The organism is Geobacillus sp. C56-T3, from assembly GCF_000092445.1.
GTDB classification, from domain to species: domain Bacteria; phylum Bacillota; class Bacilli; order Bacillales; family Anoxybacillaceae; genus Geobacillus; species Geobacillus thermoleovorans.
Window position 1 is genome coordinate 2,669,853 of record NC_014206.1, and the last position, 17,893, is coordinate 2,687,745.

A 17,893-nucleotide genomic window follows, 5' to 3' on the forward strand; every position below is an offset into this window, starting at 1 on the left:
CGTGCCCACCTCATTCCCATCGACCATCTTTGCCTTTATTATAGCATAATTGTCCAATCGTTCCTGACGTAAAAAAGCGGCTCCCCTGACAGCAGGGAATCCGCTTGTGAGAAAAGCCGTTACGTGCAATGAGCCGGTTGCCCGCGATAAATGAAGAAATACCGCCTGCAATCCCTTTTGGGTGAGGACCATCTTGCTTTACGGCAAATTTGATTAAAACGGCCGCCGGTTCAGCCATTGGCCGCCGTCGACTGTGATGCAAGCGCCGTTAATGTAAGCGGCTTCATCCGAAAGCAAAAACGAGGCGACCGCCGCGATTTCTTCCGGCGTCCCGAGCCGCCCGAGCGGCACGCTTTCCAACGTCATCCGCTCTGCTTCCTCTGATTCCCAAAGCCGCTCCGCCCCGCCGGTCCGTTCGATCGGTCCGGGAGCGATCGCATTGACGCGGAAGCCGTACTTTTTCCCCCATTCCACAGCAAGCGTGCGCGTCATTGCCAGCACTCCAGCCTTGGCGCTCGCTGAATGAATGACCCCGGCGCCGGCATGCCAGGCATATGTCGCAACGATGTTGATAATGTTCCCTTTCAAGCCGCGCTGAATCCAGTAGTTGCCGACTTCCCGGCTGCAGTAAAACGTGCCGTTTAACACAATGTTAATGACGCTGTTCCAGCCGTTGATCGACAACTTTTCCGCCGGGCAAATGAAATTGCCCGCCGCATTGTTGATGAGGGCATCGATGCGGCCGAATTCCGCATCAGTCCGCTCCACCATGTGCGCCACTTGTTCCGGGTTGCGCACATCCATCGGGATCGTAAGCACTTTCCCTCCATCCGGCGCGGCGATTTCCCGCTTGGCCTCTTCGAGCGCCTCGGCCCGCCTTCCCGTAATGACGACGTTGGCCCCCTCAGCGACAAACCGCTTCGCCATATATTTCCCCATTCCGCTCGACCCGCCGGTCACAATGATCACTTTTCCGTTCATCCATTTCTCCTCCTATGACTGATTACTCATTCATTTCTATCATATCATAAAATAATGGAATATTCGAACATCATTGTTCTCCTATTGTCCTTCTCCCTCTCTTTTCGTTATAATAAAGCTGCTTGTGAAAGGACGGCGAAACGATGCACCATATCGAAACAACCAAACTAAGCCGGCGCGCCTTTTTGAAAAAGCTGGCGCGCACAAGTTTCAGCGCAGCGCTGATGATGGCGGCCGCCTCTGGCTACGCCCGCTGGATTGAGCCAGCCGAGCTGACCGTGACGCACCATGCGCTGTCGCATCCGCTGATCCCAAAGTCGTTTGCCGGCGTCAAGCTGCTGCAGTTCAGTGATCTCCATCTCGGCCATTATTACGGCTTGGAACGCTTTTACCGCATCATGGGCCGCATCAACGAACTCGGGCCCGATCTCGTCGTATTCACAGGCGATCTGCTCCATGAGGCGAACCGGTATCCGCACGTCGACGCGGTCGCTGAGGCGTTGGCCGGCGTCCGCGCTCCTCTTGGGAAATTTTGCATTTACGGAAACCATGATCACGGCGGCTATGGAACAGATATTTACCGTCGATTGATGGAACGAGCCGGGTTCCGCGTTCTCGTCAATGAGCATGCACTCGTCCGGCGCGGCCACGGGGCGATCGCGATCGCCGGCAGCGACGATATGATGCTCGGACGCCCGGACTGGTCGAAAATGACGAACGGCATTCCGCGGGCGACATATACGATCGCCCTCGTTCATGAGCCGGACGGTGCCATTGAGGCTCGCCGCTTCCCTATTCACGTTCAACTGTCTGGCCATAGCCACGGCGGGCAAATTCAGTTGCCGTTTATCGGACCACTCATTACGCCGCCGTTGTCCGAGCGGTATTATGAAGGGTTTTACCACGTCGGCGGACTCTTGTTGTACGTCAACCGCGGCCTTGGCACGACGCGGGTGCCGCTTCGCTTCTTTGCTCCGCCGGAGTTGACCGTTTTTTCTCTTGCTCCCGGCTAGAAGTAGGACAAACCGGCCAACAACGCTGCTTCCTATGTTATAATAGAAAGAAAAAAGGAGACATGCCGATGAAACCGTTGCAATTGACGGTCGACAATATTGCCAAAGCGATTTTTACCGTCAACCGCCATGCCAAAACAGCATTGAACCCTTCGTTTCTTTATCTTCTGAAGAAAAAAGCGATCGAGAAGCTGCTTGAGGAGGGCAAGGCGAAAAAAGTGGGCCTCCATTTTTCCCGCAATCCGAGATACAGCCAACAACAATCCGACGTGCTTGTCGCCGTCGGCGACTACTACTTCCACATCCCACCGACAAAACAAGATTTCGCCGCCCTTCCACACCTTGGCTCTCTCAACGATTCATACCGCAACCCTCCAGCTCGGATGCCGCTGTCAGAGGCAAAAGCCATTCTCATCGCCTACACCGGACTGAGGGAAAAGCCGGAACAAAAGCCGAAACGGCTGACAAGACCCGTATTTAAACGGCTCGGCGACCGCTATTAAGCGGACGCCGAACCGTGTCCCGGCTTTTCGCTTTGAATTCATCATGTTTTCGTGAATATTCCTCATTTTGTTCGACCACGATCGCTTGGGGAGACATGCACTGATTCGTCAGGCCGAGGCGCAGCCTTTTCGCTCTATTCTCTACCTATGTTTACGCCGACACTCCTTTTCGCTTGATGCTCCCCCATTGCTTTTTCCGGCGAACGGCGTCGATCACCCCTTCACACCGCCACCAGGCTGTAAGCGGCCGGTACCAAAGCGTCTCCGTCAATGAGAAGAAGAAAAGCCGCACTAAATCAGAGACGTTGGGGAACTTCCGCTCCGTCCATTCTTCAAGCAAAACGGCTGCGGCTGACAACAGCGAACCGTACAAAACCGAAACCGTCAGCAAAAGAAGAGCGAATTCGACGTACAAATTTCCGAGGAACAAGGAGCAAACAACGACCATATAGCCGACCAGCTCCACGACCGGGCCAAGCAGTTCAATGAACCAAAAATACGGCAGCGAAAGAAGGCCGATAGAGCCGTACTTCGGATTGAACAGCAACGACCGATGGCGCCATAAACTCTCAAGCAGCCCGCGATGCCAGCGCCGCCGCTGCCTCCGCAAATCCCCATACGTTTCCGGCGCTTCCGTCCAGCAAACCGGGTCGGGGATGTAGATGATTTTTTTCGTCTCGTTTTTTTCCCGCGCCAGTCGATGCAGGCGCACAACGAGTTCCATATCCTCGCCAGCGGTATCGGCATATCCCCCGGCTTCCATCACCCACGGTTTAGAAAAGACGCCGAACGCCCCGGAGACAATCAGCAGCAAGTTGTGTCGGCTTAAGCCGAGACGGCCGAGCAAAAACGCGCGCAAATATTCAATCGTTTGCATAATAACGAGCGGCCGCCGCGACAAACCGACCTTGACGATTTCACCGCGTTCAATCCGACAGCCATTGGCGATGCGAACACTTCCTCCAGAAGCAATGACTTCTCCGTCGGATTCAAGCATCGGTTTCATCACCTTCAAAAACGCGCGCCGCTCCAAAACCGAATCGCCGTCAATCGAGCAAATGTACGGGTAACGGGCGGCGTTGATCCCCGCGTTCAACGCATCCGCTTTCCCGCCGTTTTCTTTATCCAGCACAAACAAATGCGGGTAATCGGGCGACTGGTAAACCGCCTTGATTTCCTTTGCCGCCAGCTGGCGGCGAATGACGCGATAGACCGGCTTCAGATGGAAATGATCGATCAACCGTTCAAGCGTCTTGTCAGTCGACCCATCATTAATGACAATGACTTCATACTGCGGGTATTCGATGGCTAGCAGTGAGCGAACCGAACCAACGATGCCCGCTTCCTCATTATAAGCTGGAACGAGGATCGATATCGGTTTTGCGTAGCTGGCATCGAGCAATTCTTCATACGGCTCCCAATCGTCAAGGCGACGAGTGCGGCGCAAGTGGATGAAGGCGACAACAAGCAAAAACGTATAAAAAATGAGAACAATCGTCATATAAACGAGCACAACATGCCCGACCGTCAAGAGGACCCCCCGCCATGCTTCCACTATCCTCCCTCCCCTTGAAGCCATTGCTTGGCCATGTCGCGAGCGTAACGGTCCGCTGCTGTGCGCGCCGCTGTGCGCAACACGGCCCGACCGCCTGGCAGACGGGCGATGGCCGCCGCTGCTTCAGAACGAACGACAAAGGAACGATCACCTAGCCGCTCATAGAGCAAGGGAAGGAGCCGCTCTTCACGGCATTTTCCCGCAAGACGGGCGGCCATCAGCCGCTCTTGCCAATGGGGCGAGCACAAGTGACGCTCGAGCCTCGCCGCCTCAAGCGGCATGCCGATTTCCGCCATCGCCTTAAGCGCGCGAACACGAAGCTCCAACTCATCTGATGTCAACAACTCCAGCAAAAACGATCGCTCCCTTCGTCGACGGATGCCGATCATATCGATGAACGCGCATTTCCCCGCCCGCGGCAGCTCATCAAATCGCTGTTCCACCTGTCGAAGCAGCCGCTCGCTCATATGGCCAAAAATGACCCGGTACGTAAATTCCGTCAATTCGTACTTCGGCTCGAGCACGTAGGCCACAACTGGGCTATGGTCAAATTGGGCGAAGATAGCCAACAGTTTTGCTTCTTCCCCTCTCGTCACCCGATCGGTGCGGTACAGCCGCTCCATCTCCGGCAGCATCGCCTTCACCTGCAAATCCTCGATCAAAAACAGCGCGTTCATCCGCTCGCTCCAATGACGGCTTGACAGCCTTCGACGCAGCCATCCTTGAAAATGCATCTCCGCCAATGTTCGAATTCGCTCCTGCACTTGCTCCCCTTTCAAGAGTAAAGCAAAATGGTCAAGGAGCTCCATCATCGCTTCACGCTCAAGCGGCGAAGACAGCAAAGGCAACTGCTCCTCTTCACCGAGCAAATAACGAAGCAACGGTAGATGATACCGTTCCTTCAGAGCGCACAGCTGAGCGTGGCGCCGGTTTTCCCGCCGCTTTTGCACAACCAAATAGAGAAACAAGCTTACCAACAGTGCAAGGAAAACGGCCGTTGCAGCCAAGGCGAAAAGCAGCGCCATCATGCATCCAGCTCCTTTAACAGCCGACGCAGCCTCGCTTCAAGTTCAAGCCATTTAAACGGCTTCGTCACATATTCATCCGCTCCTTGTTCAAGCGCATGCACGATATCTCGCTCATCTTGGCGCGACGTCAGCATCATCACCTTGTATGGCTTTCGCTCTTGACGGAGGCGGTTCAACACCTCAAGGCCGTCCATTTTTGGCATCACCCGATCCAAAATGACGACAGATTGCCGCCCGCTTTGATAAAACGGAGATTCGAGAAACGAAAGGCCGTCGCCAAACTCGTAAATGTCTGCTTTCCTCCCCTGCTCATTGACGAGCTTGCGGACAAGATCAGCAATCATCATCCGCACGAGTTCATCGTCGTCTACGATGGCAATCGCCCATCGCCGCCGATCTGTTGATGCTTGGCTTGGGGCCTCATCCGAAAAACCGCTTTTCTCACGCGCCGCCTCTTCGATCCGATTGCCGCCGCCTCGTTTCGCCGCATACAGCGCCTTGTCGGCCAGACGCAGCCAATAGTCAAGCGGCCGATCCGGTTCATCGCACTCAACCAGGCCGGCGGAAAACGTACATGATAGAAGTGCGCCATCCGCCTCGACTTTTTCGGCGGCGAACTGGCGTTGCAGCCGCTCAAGCACTGCACGAGCCTCGCTTTTGGACGTTTTGGCCAGCCAAACGACAAACTCTTCGCCCCCCAAGCGAACGACCGTATCCACTCCACGTGTATGTTGGCGCAAAAAGGCAGCCAGCTTTTGCAATACCGCATCGCCTGCAAGGTGGCCGAAACGGTCATTGACTTGTTTGAAATGGTCCAAATCAAGCAACGCCAAACAGCTTGGCGCTCCGTAACGCTCGAGGTCGCTCCGAAGGCGGGCGTATACCCGCGGCAAATACTTCCGGTTGTACACACCTGTCAATTCGTCAATGAGCACAAGGTCATCGATTTTTCGTTTTTTTTCAATGAGCCGGCGAACGCGAACGAACAGCTCATCTGCCGCTGGGGTGGTGATGACATCATCCGCGCCAAGCTCATAACCTTTCAACCGCCCCTCTTTGCCCTCGTCTCTCCTTACAATGACAACAGGAAGATAGGGGCGCTGTCCGGCGCGCTCAAGCAAAACCGTCAAGTCCGGATTCTCCCACTCTCCCTCCTTCACGCTGACGATGATGCAATCCGGGCTGAGACGAAACATCGACGCGGCCGCCTGCTCAAGGGAGGGAGTCGTCGTGAAACACCATGGCACGGTTTGCAGGGCGCCGCGGACGTAAGCAAAAAACAGGGGATCATTTCCACAGAGGAGAATCGCTGCTTTCGGCCCTTGGCGGTGCGAAGAGGGAATGGTGGCAAAAGCCGCTTCCCCGGCTTCATAGAAGCAGCGAAGGAGAGGAACCATCTCCATCAGCGCCTCCTCCGCTGTCCATTGCCGTTTTGTTTGGCCGTTCAACCGATGAATGAGCCGCTCTGCTTCAGCAGCGATGTCGCTGCGACCAATCACCGCCGCCGTCCGGCCGACAGCATTGAAAAATCGGGCCAATTCCGCACCGTCAAGCGGCGGTCCCGTCCTCCATCGTTCGTATTGTTCATGGATGCGATCCAACAGCGAGGCGACAGATCGATCCATATTCCCTCTCCTTTCGATCATCGTTCCGTTTTCCCCCAGCCGACTGACATCCTCCTTTTTTCCTATTACTAATATAATCGATCCAAGCAAAAAAATTAAAAGAAAAGACGCGCAACAGCCAACAATTTCCCAGCCCCATAAAAAAGCCGCTGCCTTTTTGCAACGGCTTTGTTCAATACAAAAAGTCCAATAGGCGTCGGTCAGCTAAATTCGTGTCAACCGGGCAAACTTCTGCATCACGCCCGTACTGCCACACCCAGACATTCGCGCTGCAAGGCGGGGCAGCCGGCTGATAGCGCGGCGCTTTCTGCTCTTTCGTCGTTCCCGGCCTTGGTGCGGCGCTCCAAATGACCGCCTGCACCGCCACTTGGTTGTTCCGGCTGACCGCCTCGCAATAGGCAGCGGCGAAATCCCCTTTCGTCGGGTCCGCGTACAGCCCCGGCCGGTATCCGGTCGGATAGAGCGTTTCCACCCAAGCAGCGATCCAAGCGGCATCCACAGCGAAAAAGTCTTCGATGTTGGCAAACAGCAGTTTATTTTTCGGAATGCCGAGCCGCCGCGCATGGAACACCGCGTTGCGCGCCGCCACCTGACCGTTCGCATAGCCGACCGCTTCGCGGAAGGCGTTATAAATCGGCAGCACCTTCACGCCATAGTTGCGGATGCGGGCGATCTCGTCGCGTGTCAACCCTTCGGACACGTTCGGCACTTCCGACAAATAACGGCCCCAAAATTTCGGATAGCCAAGCTCCGTCCGCACGCATTGAAACAGCTGATCCGTTACGACTTGCGCCGAGTCGACGCCCCAAATTCCTCTTGCCATCGGTTCCCCTCCTTCGCGCTTACGCTGCCGTCATTATGTAATTATGTATATGAGGGGAACAGCCCGTTTTATACGGCTACTGGCGGCGCTCTCGCTCCTCCTTCGCCCAGTCGCCTTTCAACAACTGAAACCAGCCGTTGCGCTTAAACCAGACGAACATCGTCATGCCGATCACCGCCATGGCGGCCAATACAACAAAGTATCCGTACTTCCAGTGCAATTCAGGCATATAATCAAAGTTCATCCCATAAATGCCGGCAATAAAGGAGAGCGGCATGAAAATGGTCGTAATGGCTGTAAATGTCATCATAATATTGTTCATTCGATTCGAGTTGAGCGATAAATAGCTGTCGCGGATATCCGCGGTAATTTCTCGGTTTGTCTCAATCATTTCCGACAGCTTCAGCAAATGATCATAAATGTCATGAAAGTACAGCTGCCGTTCTTTCATGCGCTGCAGCCGGTCGGAATGGATGATGCGGTACAACAAGTCGCGCATCGGCACGATCGTTCGGCGCAGCTTCGATAAATCGCCGCGGATGTCAAACACTTTTTCAATAATGTCGTGAATCGGTTCATTGTTCGTATTCTCCTCTAAATCGTTCAGCACGTCTTCAATATGGTAAAGCGGTGGAAAATAATCATCCACAAGCTTGTCGATCAGCCGGTACATGACGTGAAACGGCCCCTGCTGAACATCTTCTTCATGCTTCAATCGCTCCCACACCTCGTCGACGGCATGAATCGGCGACTTATGAAACGAAACGATGAAGTTTTGCCCGACAAACAAATCGACTTCCTCAGCCTCCAGCGTCATCCCGGCAATGGCATGAAGCACAACAAACAAGTAGCGGTCATAAAAATCGAGCTTCGGCCGCTGCACATATTCGAGACAGTCTTCAATCGCCAGTGGGTGAAAACGGAAAAAGGAGGCGAGCAGCGCCGATTCCTCATCCGTCGGCTCATGAAAGTCAACCCAATACCATGAGACATCCGGGCTGTTGACAAGCGTTAAGTCAACATCATACAAAATCTCAAATTCTTTTGTCACGACACACGTGCGAATCATCGCCATCACCTTTGCCTTGTTCTCCTCTTATCATAACCGAAAAACTGTTAAGTCCCAACAAAAAACGGGTATAAAAATCATGTAGAGAAAAAATTGACAAAAAATATTTATCTAAATTTTCTTTACATTAGCATCAAAAACGACGATAATATAAGAAAGGGAACTGTTTCGTTCCCATATGGGAGGGACTGAATCATGTACGAAAAACAATACCCGAATGAAGGCGCCGTTTTGTTCAACCAGCCGGAAGAAAAAAGCAGCTACGGGCCGATGGCCGAACAAGTGCTGAAAGAAGCGATCTTCCAGTTTCAAAGAAAAAAACTGATGGAACAAATTGATGAAGCGCTCGCGGCCGGCAACAAGCCGTTGTTTTTCAAGCTTTCCGCCCAATATAACGACCTGTTGAAAAAATACGGCGCGTAAAAGGAGCGAACGAAGTTGGAAAGTGAATCGTCGATGACCAAGTGAGCCCCATTTCCGTTTGTGGGAACCATCCGGACGGAAAGGGGCTCATTTTTGTTTTTTCGTTTTCCTCGCCAATGGTACAATAGAAACAAAAAAGAAAGGTGGACAACCGTGAAACACCTCATTCAACCACGTGTTCAAGCCATTCAGTTATCAGGCATCCGCCAATTTTTCAACCTTGTCGCCGACCGGCCGGGACTTGTTTCCCTGACGATCGGCCAGCCTGATTTCCCAACGCCCGATCATGTCAAAGCAGCCGCTCAGGAGGCGATCGCCGCCGATTTCACGACGTATACAGCGAACGCCGGCCTGCTGGAACTGCGCCAGGCGGCTTGCCAATTCGTCGCTGACAAGTACGGCCTTCGCTACACGCCGGACGAAGTCATCGCCACCGTCGGCGCCAGCCAAGCGCTTGATATCGCATTTCGCACGATTTTGGAGGAAGGGACGGAAGTGCTTCTTCCCGCACCAGTCTATCCCGGCTATGAACCGCTCATCCGCCTGTGCGGAGCGAAACCGGTGTACATCGACACAAGGCCAAACGGTTTCCGTCTGTCGGCTGAGCTCATTGCGCCTTATTTGACGGAAAAGACGCGCTGCCTCGTTCTTCCATACCCATCAAATCCAACCGGGACGGCGCTGTCAGCCGAAGAGCTTGAGAACATCGCTTCCCTTTTGAAAGGACGGCCGATTTGGATCGTTTCCGATGAAATTTACAGCGAGCTCGTTTACCACGGACGCCATCACTCGATCGCCGAGTGGCTGCCGGAGCAGACGATCGTCATCAACGGTTTAAGCAAATCGCACTCCATGACCGGTTGGCGCATCGGGTTTGTCTTCGCTCCAGCGTTCGCCGTTGAACAAATGGTGAAAGTGCACCAATACAGCGTCTCGTGCACGTCATCGATCAGCCAAAAAGCGGCGGTGGAGGCGCTGACCGCCGGCAAAAACGACGCCGAGGTGATGCGCGCCGCCTACGCCGAGCGGCTTGAGTATGCCTACAGTCGTCTCACCGCCATGGGGCTGCCGGTTGAGAAGCCGGATGGAGCCTTTTACTTGTTTCCGTCAATCGCCGCCTTTGGCATGTCTTCGTTTGATTTTGCCCTCGATGTCGTCGAAAACGCCGGCGTCGCCCTCGTTCCCGGCAGCGCCTTTTCTGAATACGGTGAAGGCCATGTCCGCCTGTCGTACGCTTATTCGCTCGATGTGCTCAAAGAAGGGCTTGACCGGCTCGAGCGGTATATCCAAACGAAGCGCCGCAGACCGTAACGGTTTTCAAAAATCGTATCGGTTTAGGCCGCCATGCCCCCATAAGAAAAAGGCTGCTTTTCTTTCGACTTTTGTTCACCATTGGCTTTAGGGGAATATGCAAGAAAAGGGTGTCCCAAAAGGATCGGGACACCCTCTTTCGTCTCTATATATACGCACTGACCGATTCTTCCGCACTATATTTTGTGTCTACCCTGAAGGCAGACAGCCTTTTGGGTCAGCCCCCTCTTCTTTACTTATGGCACAAGCAATAGCTTGCCATGCGTTTTCCGCCCCTGCAGCAGCCGATGCACTTCAGAAGCCTGCTCAAGCGGGTAGACGCCGCCGATCATCAGCTTCAGGCTTCCTTCCTGCACCCACGCGAGCAATTCCCGCAAACTTTGTTCGTACAACGCCCGCTTTTTCATGATTTGCGGCAAGAAAAAGCCGATCACCGACCAGTTTTTCGCCATCAGCCGGACTGGATTGAGACGCGTCATTTCCCCGCTCGCCGCCCCATATACGACCAGGCGGCCGAACGGAGCGAGGCAATCGAGCGTCTGATGAAAGACATCGCCGCCCGCCATTTCCAAAGCGACATCGACGCCGCGCCCACCGGTCGCCTCCATCACGGCCGCAGCCCAGCTGTCTTTTGTATAATCAATGGTGACATCAGCGCCAAGCTGTTTGGCGAGCGCTCGTTTTTCCTCCGTGCTTGCCGTGGCGATGACCATTTTGGCGTCGAACCGTTTCGCCAATTGGACGGCAATCGTCCCAACGCCGCCGGCTGCGGCATGAACGAGCACCGTCTCCCCTTCTTCCAAGCGGCCCATCGTTTTGAGAATATGGTAGGCGCTTAGCCCTTGCACCGGCAAGGCCGCCGCCTGCCGGGCATCCATTCCATCCGGAAGCGGCACGACCGCCCGTTCATCGACGGCGACAAACTCAGCGTAGCCGCCGGATTCGATCAACGCGACGACGCGTTGCCCCGGGAGTACCGTTTGCACCTCCGGACCAACTTCACGGACAACGCCGGCCACTTCCGTCCCAGGTATGAACGGAAGCGGCGTCGGCACAACATAGCGGCCTTCCCGTCGGGCTGTATCCGCATAGTTGACGCCGATCGCTTCAGCTTCAATCACGACTTGCCGCCCCGTGGGTTTCGGACGTTCGCCTTCGCAAACACGCAAGACATCCGGTCCACCGTATTCAACGAATTGGACAAATTTCATGGCGATATCCCCTCTTTCGTTACTTTTGTCGACGCCATATCGCGCAGTTCCGGGCCGAACGGCCCCAGCTCAAGTTTTGGAACGGCAGAAAGCGACCCGTGCCGGTTGATGTAGTCGATTTCTTTTTCCAAGCCGTACGCCGTCATCCAACGGCCGACGCGCGAGGCAGACAACACTTCTTTCGCCTTTCCTTCATCCGAATATTGCCGGTAAAAGAGCCATGCGGCCGTCGCGCTGTCGGACAGCTCCGCCGCGTTGATCCCTTGCTCGATCAAGCAGTGCACAAAGTAGCCGGCGCCATAAAAGTCTTCTAGGCAAAAACGGCCCGACGAGCCGGAACAAATCACAATGATCGTCTCTTCCTGATGTAAACGGCAAATATGCTCGCTGACCGCCGGGCTGTTCAGTAAGCTCGCCGCGTACACCGCACGGGCTGGCTGAGCTCTGCGAATCGCCACCGTGCCATTGGTCGTCGATAGCACGACTGTTTTCCCTGGACAAACCGTTTGCAAAAACAGCGGCGCCGGCGGATGAAAACTGGCGATCGTCCGCCCTTCGTATTCGCCGACGAGCTCATAGCTGCCCTTTGGCAAGCGAAGCGCGATCTCCTTGGCCTCCTCGGCATCGCGCACCGGGATCACCGAACGAGCGCCGGCAGCGAGAACTGCTGTAATCGACGAGGTGGCAAGCAAAACATCGAACACGACAGCCACCTTTCGATCAGCAAGCGCCATCTCATCAATGTCTTCTTTGCGCAGCACGACATGCACTTTTGTCATCACGCCGCCTCACCGTCCTGTCGCCAGCTGCCATGCATGCTCAATGAGCGCTTCGACAAACTGGCCAAAATGGCAAAACCGCTCATCGTTCGTCTGTCCGCGGCGGTAGCGGTAATAAATTTGCTGGCAAATGACCGCTAATTTAAAGTAGGCAAACGTTAAATAAACGTGTATATCGGACACATCACGGCCGCTTTTTTTGGCATATGCCTCAATAAACTGTTCGCGCGTATAAAAACCGGGACGGACGGTGACCGGCGCGCGGCCAAACCCACTTTTAATGAGTGGAGGATCGTCTTCCTCAATCCAATAACTCATGGCCACCGCCAAATCGGCAAGCGGATCCCCGACCGTCGACATCTCCCAATCAAACAGCCCAACCATTTTGGTGATGTCGTCTTTGGCAAACAAAGCGTTATTCAGCTTAAAATCGTAATGGATTACGGTTGCTTCGCGCTGCGGTGGAATATGAGAAGCGAGCCACTTCATCAGCGCCTCGGCTTCCGGAATATCATCCGTCTTGGCCCGCTCATAGCGCTGGATCCATCCGTGCACTTGCCGTTCCATAAACCCATCCGGCTTTACCATCTGAACGAGGCGTGTGTTCGTATAATCAATTTGATGGATACGGACAAGCGTCTCGACCATCGTCTCGGAGATGCCACGGCAAACGTCTTCTGTCGGGATGACGCCATCGGGAAAATCACTGTCAATCACGACGCCATGCCGCCGCTCCATGACGAAAAACGGACTGCCGATCACCGATTCGTCTTCACAAAAATAGAATGGTTTCGGCGCCAACGGGAACAGCGGATGGATTTCAGAAAGCCACGTGCTCTCCCGCTTCATATCGTGCGCTTTCGGCGGCACCGGGCCAAACGGCGGCCGGCGCAGCACCGCCTCCCACTCCCCACAGCGGAGCAAATACGTCAAATTCGACCGACCAGCGGAAAATTGCTGGATCTCGAGCTCCCCATCCGGCATGTCCGGCAGCACCGTGCGCAAAAACTTGGCCAGCTTCCCTGCCGGCAGTTCTTCCCCCTTGCGCACTGGAATAATCGCTGTCATCTCCCTCTCCCCCTTGGTCAACAATTCAAGCGCGCCATTGCCGCCGCACGGACAGCATCCATCGACACACCTCAAACTTGTTTGTCTCTCTTTTCACTCGGCTTTCGAGGCAGACGGCGCGCTCATGCCATCAAGCAGGATCTCCACCATCTGCTTCGCCACCTCGGCATCGGTCAGCTCGCCGTCCGGACGAAACCATTGGTAGCTCCAATTGGCTGCGCCAAGCACCGTCAGCGTCGCGATCGATGGCGACAAATCGCAGCGCAGTTCACCGCTTTTCATTCCTTCCTCAATCAACGACTGCAGCCGATAGCGGAACAAATCGCGCTTTTCTTTTACTTTCTGTAAATGCTCCTCATTCAAATGCTTCATTTCACGAAAAAAAATGCGAGCTTCCCTTCCTTGCCGTTCGACATTATGGATGAGCATGAAGATAATATCATACAGCTTTTCCCGCACCGAGCGCCGTTTGTCGCTTATAATCCGCTCCTCTTCGTCAAGCAGCCTTTCAATGTAGCGAAGGTGAATATCCATCAACAGTTCTTCTTTGCTTGTAAAATAGTAATAAAACGTCCCTTTTGTCACCCCGAGGGCGTCAACGATGTCTTGGATCGATGTTTCGCTGAACCCATTTTGTTCAAACAGCTCAATGCTGGCAGCCATAATTTTCTCCTTCACGTTTTTACACCTCTTGCCTAAAATGTAGTCGCTGCCAGCTATTGTACCATAAAACGGCCAAGCCTGCTTCGGACTTGGCCGAAAGCCGCGCCGTTATTGCGAGCGGGATGCTTCTTCACGCAAGGCGCGGCGCAAAATTTTCCCGACGTTCGTCTTCGGCAGTTCGGCACGGAACTCGACAATGCGCGGCACTTTGTACGCCGCTAAGTTTTTTCGGCAATGGGCAAGAATTTCTTCTTCGCTTGCCTGCATTCCATCTTTTAAAACGATAATCGCCTTCACCGTTTCGCCGCGATACGGATCAGGCACACCAACTGCCGCCGCCTCTTTCACCGCTGGATGTTCGTACAGCACTTCTTCGATTTCACGCGGATAAATGTTATAGCCGCCGGCGATGATCAGATCTTTTTTCCGGTCGACAATCGTCACATACCCTTCCTCGTCAATCGAAGCCAAATCGCCAGTGTACAGCCAGCCGTCGCGCAGCACCGCCGCCGTTTCTTCCGGCATGTTCCAATAGCCTTTCATCACTTGCGGTCCACGGATAATCAGCTCGCCGACTTCGCCTGGCGGCAACTCTTGCGTGCCAGTCGCCACATCGACGACTTTGTACTCGGTCAGCGGCATGCCGATGCCGACCGTGCCCGGCTTGCGCGCCGCAAACGGCGGATTGCAATGCGTCACTGGCGAGGCTTCGGACAAGCCGTATCCTTCAAGGACAACCGCTCCCGTTTTCGCTTCGAAGTCGCGCATCAACTCAAGCGGCATCGGCGCGCTGCCGCTGTTGCACGTTTTGATGCTGTTGATGCCGTATTGCTCGACTCCAGGTGTGTTTGTAATGGCGACATACATGGTCGGCACGCCCGGAAACACCGTTGGCTGTTTATCGCGAATCGTCTCCAACACTTCTTTCAGCTCAAAGCGCGGCAGCAAAATGTTTTCCGCTCCTTGGTAAATGGCCAAGTTCATTCCCGACGTCATCGCGAACACGTGGAACAACGGGATGACAGTTAAATATCGCTCTTTCCCGAACTCAAATGTCCCTTTGAAAAATTCGGCGCATTGCAAGACGTTGGCGAAAATGTTGCGGTGGGTGAGCATCGCTCCTTTTGAGCGCCCTGTCGTCCCGCCAGTATATTGCAGCACAGCGACGTCATGCGTTGGTTCGATCGGCACCGGGCGCACAGCTCCGCTTCCTGCGGCAAGAAATTCGTCAAATGTGACATCTCCTTCAGCCAGCGCAACGGATGGCGGCGCTCCGAAGCTGACGGTGATCGCTTGTTTGACGGCTGTCTCCCCTCTGACCGCGGCAAGGCGCGGATAAAGCGGTTCATAAATGACGATCATCTCCGCTCCGGAATCGTTCAGCAAATACGAGAGTTCACGTTCGACAAGCATCGGATTCACTTGGGTGACGATGGCGCCCGCCTGCAAAATGCCATAGTAAGCGATGACATATTGCGGACAGTTCGGCAGCATAATCGCGACCCGATCCCCTTTTTGCACCCCAAGCGCCTGCAGGCTCGAGGTGAAACGGTTGACTGCTGCAGCGAGCTCGGCATAGGTGATCGTTTGGTCATAAAACGTCAGCGCCGGCTGAGCGCCAAATTCCGCCGCCCGTTCATGCAGTACATCGCATACCGTTTTGTCGGGAATATCCATATAGAACGAAATGTGTTCCGGATAAAGAGACAACGCCCGTTTTTCGCTCATTTGCGTTTCCCCCTTTTTTTATTGTTAAATTCCGGTTGCATGGCTGCCGCCGTCAACGACGAGAAGCGCGCCCGTGACAAAGGCGGACGCCGGGGAAGCGAGAAACAAGACGGCCCCTTTCAAATCATTCTCTCCGCCAAAGCGGCCGAGCGGCGTATGCTCGAGCACTTTTTTCCCAACGCGTTCAAGAACGACTTTTGACATTTTCGTGGGGAAAAAGCCCGGCGCCACCGCGTTGACGCGAATGCCGTGCTTCCCCCATTTGGCTGCTAGGTCCCTCGTAAACGTAATAACCGCCCCTTTGCTCGTGTTGTAGCCGATCGTATTTAAAATGTCCGGGTGCGTGCCGCCAAGGCCAGCGACGGAAGCGATATTGATGATGGAACCGCCGGTTTGTTTGGCGATCATCACCTTGCCGACCGCCTGGCTCATGAGAAACGTGCCGGTAACGTTGACGTTGATCACCTTTTGCCATGCCTCAAGCGGCATTTCCTCGACCGGCGCTCCCCACGTTGCTCCGCTGTTGTTGACTAAAATGTCGATGCCGCCAAACTCTTTGACGGTCGTTTCGACGACATGTTTGACCTCCTCCGGATTCGTCACATCGCACCGCAGCGCCAGCGAACGGACGCCGAGCTGTTCCAGCTTTTCTTTCACTTGCTCGCACGCTTCCACTTTCCGCGAACAAACGACGACGTTCGCCCCGGCTTCGGCAAGACCGACGGCAATTTGCTCGCCGAGCCCGCGCCCACCGCCAGTGACAATGGCGGTTTTCCCCTCGATTTTAAATAAGTCCAACACATGCATATGACCACTTCCTCTCCCTTATTGTTGATATTGCCGCAATTCAAGCTTGGCCACTTGCTCTTTATGCACTTCGTCCGGCCCATCGGCCAGACGGAGCGTGCGCGAGTTCGCCCACATGGCGGCAAGCGGAAAATCGTTGCTCACCCCAGCGGCGCCAAACGCCTGAATGGCACGGTCGATGACCTTCAAAGCGACATTGGGCGCCACCACTTTAATCATCGCAATTTCTTTGCGCGCTGCTTTGTTGCCGACCGTATCCATCATGTACGCCGCCTTTAGCGTCAGCAAGCGCGCCTGCTCGATCTCAATGCGCGACTGGGCGATCCACTCGCGGATCACGCCGTGTTCAGCGAGCGGCTTGCCGAACGCCACCCGCGACTGTACGCGCCGGCACATGAGTTCAAGCGCTCGCTCCGCCGCTCCGATGAGGCGCATGCAATGGTGGATCCGTCCCGGGCCAAGCCGACCTTGAGCGATGGCGAACCCTTTTCCTTCGCCCCAAATGATGTTTTCTTTCGGCACGCGCACATGGTCATACGTAATTTCGGCATGCCCGTGCGGCGCATGGTCAAAGCCGAACACCGGCAGCATCCGTTCGATTTTCACTCCCGGCGTATCGAGCGGAACGATGATCATCGACTGTTGCTCATGTTTTGGCGCATCGGGGTTCGTTTTTCCCATCACGATGGCGACTTTGCAGCGCGGGTCGCCGGCGCCAGACGACCACCATTTCCGCCCGGTGATGACATACTCATCGCCGTCGCGGACGATGGAGGCGCGAATGTTCGTCGCATCACTCGACGCGACATCCGGCTCCGTCATCGAAAAGCAGGAGCGGATTTCCCCGTTCAAGAGCGGGATCAGCCATTTTTTCTTTTGCTCCTCTGTGCCATAGCGGACGAGCACTTCCATATTGCCGGTATCCGGCGCATTGCAGTTGAACACTTCCGGAGCGATGAGCGAACGGCCCATAATTTCGCAAAGCGGCGCGTATTCGACATTCGTTAATCCCGCGCCGTATTCGCTGTCTGGCAAAAACAAATTCCACAGTCCTTCTTTTTTCGCCTTTTCCTTCAATTCTTCCATGATTGGCGGCACGCCCGACCATCTCGACTCTTGTGCGTTCAGCTGCTCCTCATACACCCTCTCGTTCGGATAAATGTAATCCTCCATGAAAGCGCTTAATTTTTTAATCAACTCTTTCACTTTTGGCGAATAAGAAAAGTCCATATGCTCCCCTCCCCTTTATACTAACCGGTTGGTATGTTGTTTCTACTTTTACTATACCTCCACAAGAACAAATATT

At 54.5% G+C, this 17,893-nt stretch carries 17 protein-coding genes; 4 read left to right on the top strand and 13 right to left on the bottom strand.

What is annotated here, in order from left to right:
• Nucleotides 1-213: 213 nt before the first annotated feature.
• A complete protein-coding gene (gene fadH, locus GC56T3_RS13190; protein ID WP_013145906.1) occupies nucleotides 214-981 on the bottom strand; it encodes a 2,4-dienoyl-CoA reductase in 768 nt (255 codons plus the stop codon).
• 143 nt (nucleotides 982-1,124) lie between these two features.
• Between fadH and GC56T3_RS13195 the strand changes: the two genes are divergently transcribed.
• Together GC56T3_RS13195 and GC56T3_RS13200 are read left to right on the top strand one after the other, a co-directional pair.
• Complete coding sequence (locus GC56T3_RS13195; protein WP_013145907.1) at nucleotides 1,125-1,994, top strand: metallophosphoesterase; 870 nt, start codon at nucleotides 1,125-1,127, stop codon at nucleotides 1,992-1,994.
• 68 nt (nucleotides 1,995-2,062) lie between these two features.
• Nucleotides 2,063-2,497 (top strand): YkyB family protein, encoded by a 435-nt coding sequence (locus GC56T3_RS13200; RefSeq protein ID WP_013145908.1) that lies wholly within the window; start codon nucleotides 2,063-2,065, stop codon nucleotides 2,495-2,497.
• 151 nt (nucleotides 2,498-2,648) lie between these two features.
• Here the strand turns inward: GC56T3_RS13200 and GC56T3_RS13205 are convergent, their stop codons facing one another.
• The 5 genes from GC56T3_RS13205 to corA form a co-directional block, all read right to left on the bottom strand.
• A complete protein-coding gene (locus GC56T3_RS13205; RefSeq protein ID WP_083778786.1) occupies nucleotides 2,649-4,076 on the bottom strand; it encodes a glycosyltransferase in 1,428 nt (475 codons plus the stop codon).
• Nucleotides 4,052-5,080, bottom strand: coding sequence for a HEAT repeat domain-containing protein (locus tag GC56T3_RS13210; RefSeq protein ID WP_013145910.1), 1,029 nt, complete (start codon nucleotides 5,078-5,080; stop codon nucleotides 4,052-4,054). The genes GC56T3_RS13205 and GC56T3_RS13210 overlap by 25 nt, the downstream gene beginning before the upstream one ends.
• On the bottom strand, nucleotides 5,077-6,705 hold the full coding sequence (locus GC56T3_RS13215; protein WP_013145911.1) for a diguanylate cyclase: 1,629 nt from the start codon (nucleotides 6,703-6,705) through the stop codon (nucleotides 5,077-5,079). Before GC56T3_RS13215 ends, GC56T3_RS13210 begins: the two co-directional genes overlap by 4 nt.
• A 172-nt stretch (nucleotides 6,706-6,877) precedes the next feature.
• Complete coding sequence (locus GC56T3_RS13220; protein ID WP_013145912.1) at nucleotides 6,878-7,528, bottom strand: glycoside hydrolase domain-containing protein; 651 nt, start codon at nucleotides 7,526-7,528, stop codon at nucleotides 6,878-6,880.
• A 76-nt stretch (nucleotides 7,529-7,604) separates the two neighbouring features.
• Nucleotides 7,605-8,603: a magnesium/cobalt transporter CorA gene (gene corA / locus GC56T3_RS13225; RefSeq protein WP_041468507.1), complete on the bottom strand. Its 999-nt coding sequence runs from the start codon at nucleotides 8,601-8,603 to the stop codon at nucleotides 7,605-7,607.
• 189 nt (nucleotides 8,604-8,792) lie between these two features.
• Between corA and GC56T3_RS13230 the strand changes: the two genes are divergently transcribed.
• Both GC56T3_RS13230 and GC56T3_RS13235 read left to right on the top strand, forming a co-directional pair.
• Nucleotides 8,793-9,020 (top strand): IDEAL domain-containing protein, encoded by a 228-nt coding sequence (locus GC56T3_RS13230; RefSeq protein WP_011230536.1) that lies wholly within the window; start codon nucleotides 8,793-8,795, stop codon nucleotides 9,018-9,020.
• Nucleotides 9,021-9,173: 153 nt separating this feature from the next.
• Nucleotides 9,174-10,331, top strand: coding sequence for an aminotransferase A (locus GC56T3_RS13235; protein ID WP_013145914.1), 1,158 nt, complete (start codon nucleotides 9,174-9,176; stop codon nucleotides 10,329-10,331).
• Nucleotides 10,332-10,567: 236 nt separating this feature from the next.
• Here GC56T3_RS13235 and GC56T3_RS13240 read toward each other — a convergent pair whose 3' ends face one another.
• The 7 genes from GC56T3_RS13240 to GC56T3_RS13270 all read right to left on the bottom strand — a co-directional run bounded on the left by GC56T3_RS13240 (nucleotide 10,568) and on the right by GC56T3_RS13270 (nucleotide 17,817).
• Nucleotides 10,568-11,542 (bottom strand): NADPH:quinone oxidoreductase family protein, encoded by a 975-nt coding sequence (locus tag GC56T3_RS13240; RefSeq protein WP_013145915.1) that lies wholly within the window; start codon nucleotides 11,540-11,542, stop codon nucleotides 10,568-10,570.
• A complete protein-coding gene (locus GC56T3_RS13245) occupies nucleotides 11,539-12,321 on the bottom strand; it encodes a 2-phosphosulfolactate phosphatase (RefSeq protein ID WP_013145916.1) in 783 nt (260 codons plus the stop codon). Before GC56T3_RS13245 ends, GC56T3_RS13240 begins: the two co-directional genes overlap by 4 nt.
• Before the next feature lie 9 nt (nucleotides 12,322-12,330).
• A complete protein-coding gene (locus tag GC56T3_RS13250; protein ID WP_013145917.1) occupies nucleotides 12,331-13,389 on the bottom strand; it encodes a phosphotransferase family protein in 1,059 nt (352 codons plus the stop codon).
• 93 nt (nucleotides 13,390-13,482) lie between these two features.
• Nucleotides 13,483-14,052, bottom strand: coding sequence for a TetR/AcrR family transcriptional regulator (locus tag GC56T3_RS13255; protein WP_013145918.1), 570 nt, complete (start codon nucleotides 14,050-14,052; stop codon nucleotides 13,483-13,485).
• Between the two features lie 108 nt (nucleotides 14,053-14,160).
• A complete protein-coding gene (locus GC56T3_RS13260; protein WP_013145919.1) occupies nucleotides 14,161-15,780 on the bottom strand; it encodes a long-chain fatty acid--CoA ligase in 1,620 nt (539 codons plus the stop codon).
• Nucleotides 15,781-15,804: 24 nt separating this feature from the next.
• Nucleotides 15,805-16,587 carry an SDR family oxidoreductase gene (locus GC56T3_RS13265; protein WP_013145920.1) on the bottom strand — a complete coding sequence of 261 codons (783 nt, stop codon included), beginning with the start codon at nucleotides 16,585-16,587 and terminating at the stop codon, nucleotides 15,805-15,807.
• A gap of 18 nt (nucleotides 16,588-16,605) precedes the next feature.
• On the bottom strand, nucleotides 16,606-17,817 hold the full coding sequence (locus tag GC56T3_RS13270; protein ID WP_013145921.1) for an acyl-CoA dehydrogenase: 1,212 nt from the start codon (nucleotides 17,815-17,817) through the stop codon (nucleotides 16,606-16,608).
• Between the last annotated feature and the right edge of the window lie 76 nt (nucleotides 17,818-17,893).

Bases quoted from the DNA above. Each gene is read 5' to 3' on its own strand.
- GC56T3_RS13265 (WP_013145920.1), bottom strand. From the start codon at position 16,587: ATGCATGTGTTGGACTTATTTAAAATCGAGGGGAAAACCGCCATTGTC.
- GC56T3_RS13250 (WP_013145917.1), bottom strand. From the start codon at position 13,389: ATGACAGCGATTATTCCAGTGCGCAAGGGGGAAGAACTGCCGGCAGGG.
- GC56T3_RS13230 (WP_011230536.1), top strand. From the start codon at position 8,793: ATGTACGAAAAACAATACCCGAATGAAGGCGCCGTTTTGTTCAACCAG.
- GC56T3_RS13270 (WP_013145921.1), bottom strand. From the start codon at position 17,817: ATGGACTTTTCTTATTCGCCAAAAGTGAAAGAGTTGATTAAAAAATTA.
- GC56T3_RS13205 (WP_083778786.1), bottom strand. From the start codon at position 4,076: ATGGCTTCAAGGGGAGGGAGGATAGTGGAAGCATGGCGGGGGGTCCTC.
- GC56T3_RS13245 (WP_013145916.1), bottom strand. From the start codon at position 12,321: ATGACAAAAGTGCATGTCGTGCTGCGCAAAGAAGACATTGATGAGATG.
- GC56T3_RS13240 (WP_013145915.1), bottom strand. From the start codon at position 11,542: ATGAAATTTGTCCAATTCGTTGAATACGGTGGACCGGATGTCTTGCGT.
- GC56T3_RS13220 (WP_013145912.1), bottom strand. From the start codon at position 7,528: ATGGCAAGAGGAATTTGGGGCGTCGACTCGGCGCAAGTCGTAACGGAT.
- GC56T3_RS13195 (WP_013145907.1), top strand. From the start codon at position 1,125: ATGCACCATATCGAAACAACCAAACTAAGCCGGCGCGCCTTTTTGAAA.
- GC56T3_RS13260 (WP_013145919.1), bottom strand. From the start codon at position 15,780: ATGAGCGAAAAACGGGCGTTGTCTCTTTATCCGGAACACATTTCGTTC.
- GC56T3_RS13255 (WP_013145918.1), bottom strand. From the start codon at position 14,052: ATGGCTGCCAGCATTGAGCTGTTTGAACAAAATGGGTTCAGCGAAACA.
- corA (WP_041468507.1), bottom strand. From the start codon at position 8,603: ATGGCGATGATTCGCACGTGTGTCGTGACAAAAGAATTTGAGATTTTG.
- GC56T3_RS13215 (WP_013145911.1), bottom strand. From the start codon at position 6,705: ATGGATCGATCTGTCGCCTCGCTGTTGGATCGCATCCATGAACAATAC.
- fadH (WP_013145906.1), bottom strand. From the start codon at position 981: ATGAACGGAAAAGTGATCATTGTGACCGGCGGGTCGAGCGGAATGGGG.
- GC56T3_RS13210 (WP_013145910.1), bottom strand. From the start codon at position 5,080: ATGATGGCGCTGCTTTTCGCCTTGGCTGCAACGGCCGTTTTCCTTGCA.
- GC56T3_RS13200 (WP_013145908.1), top strand. From the start codon at position 2,063: ATGAAACCGTTGCAATTGACGGTCGACAATATTGCCAAAGCGATTTTT.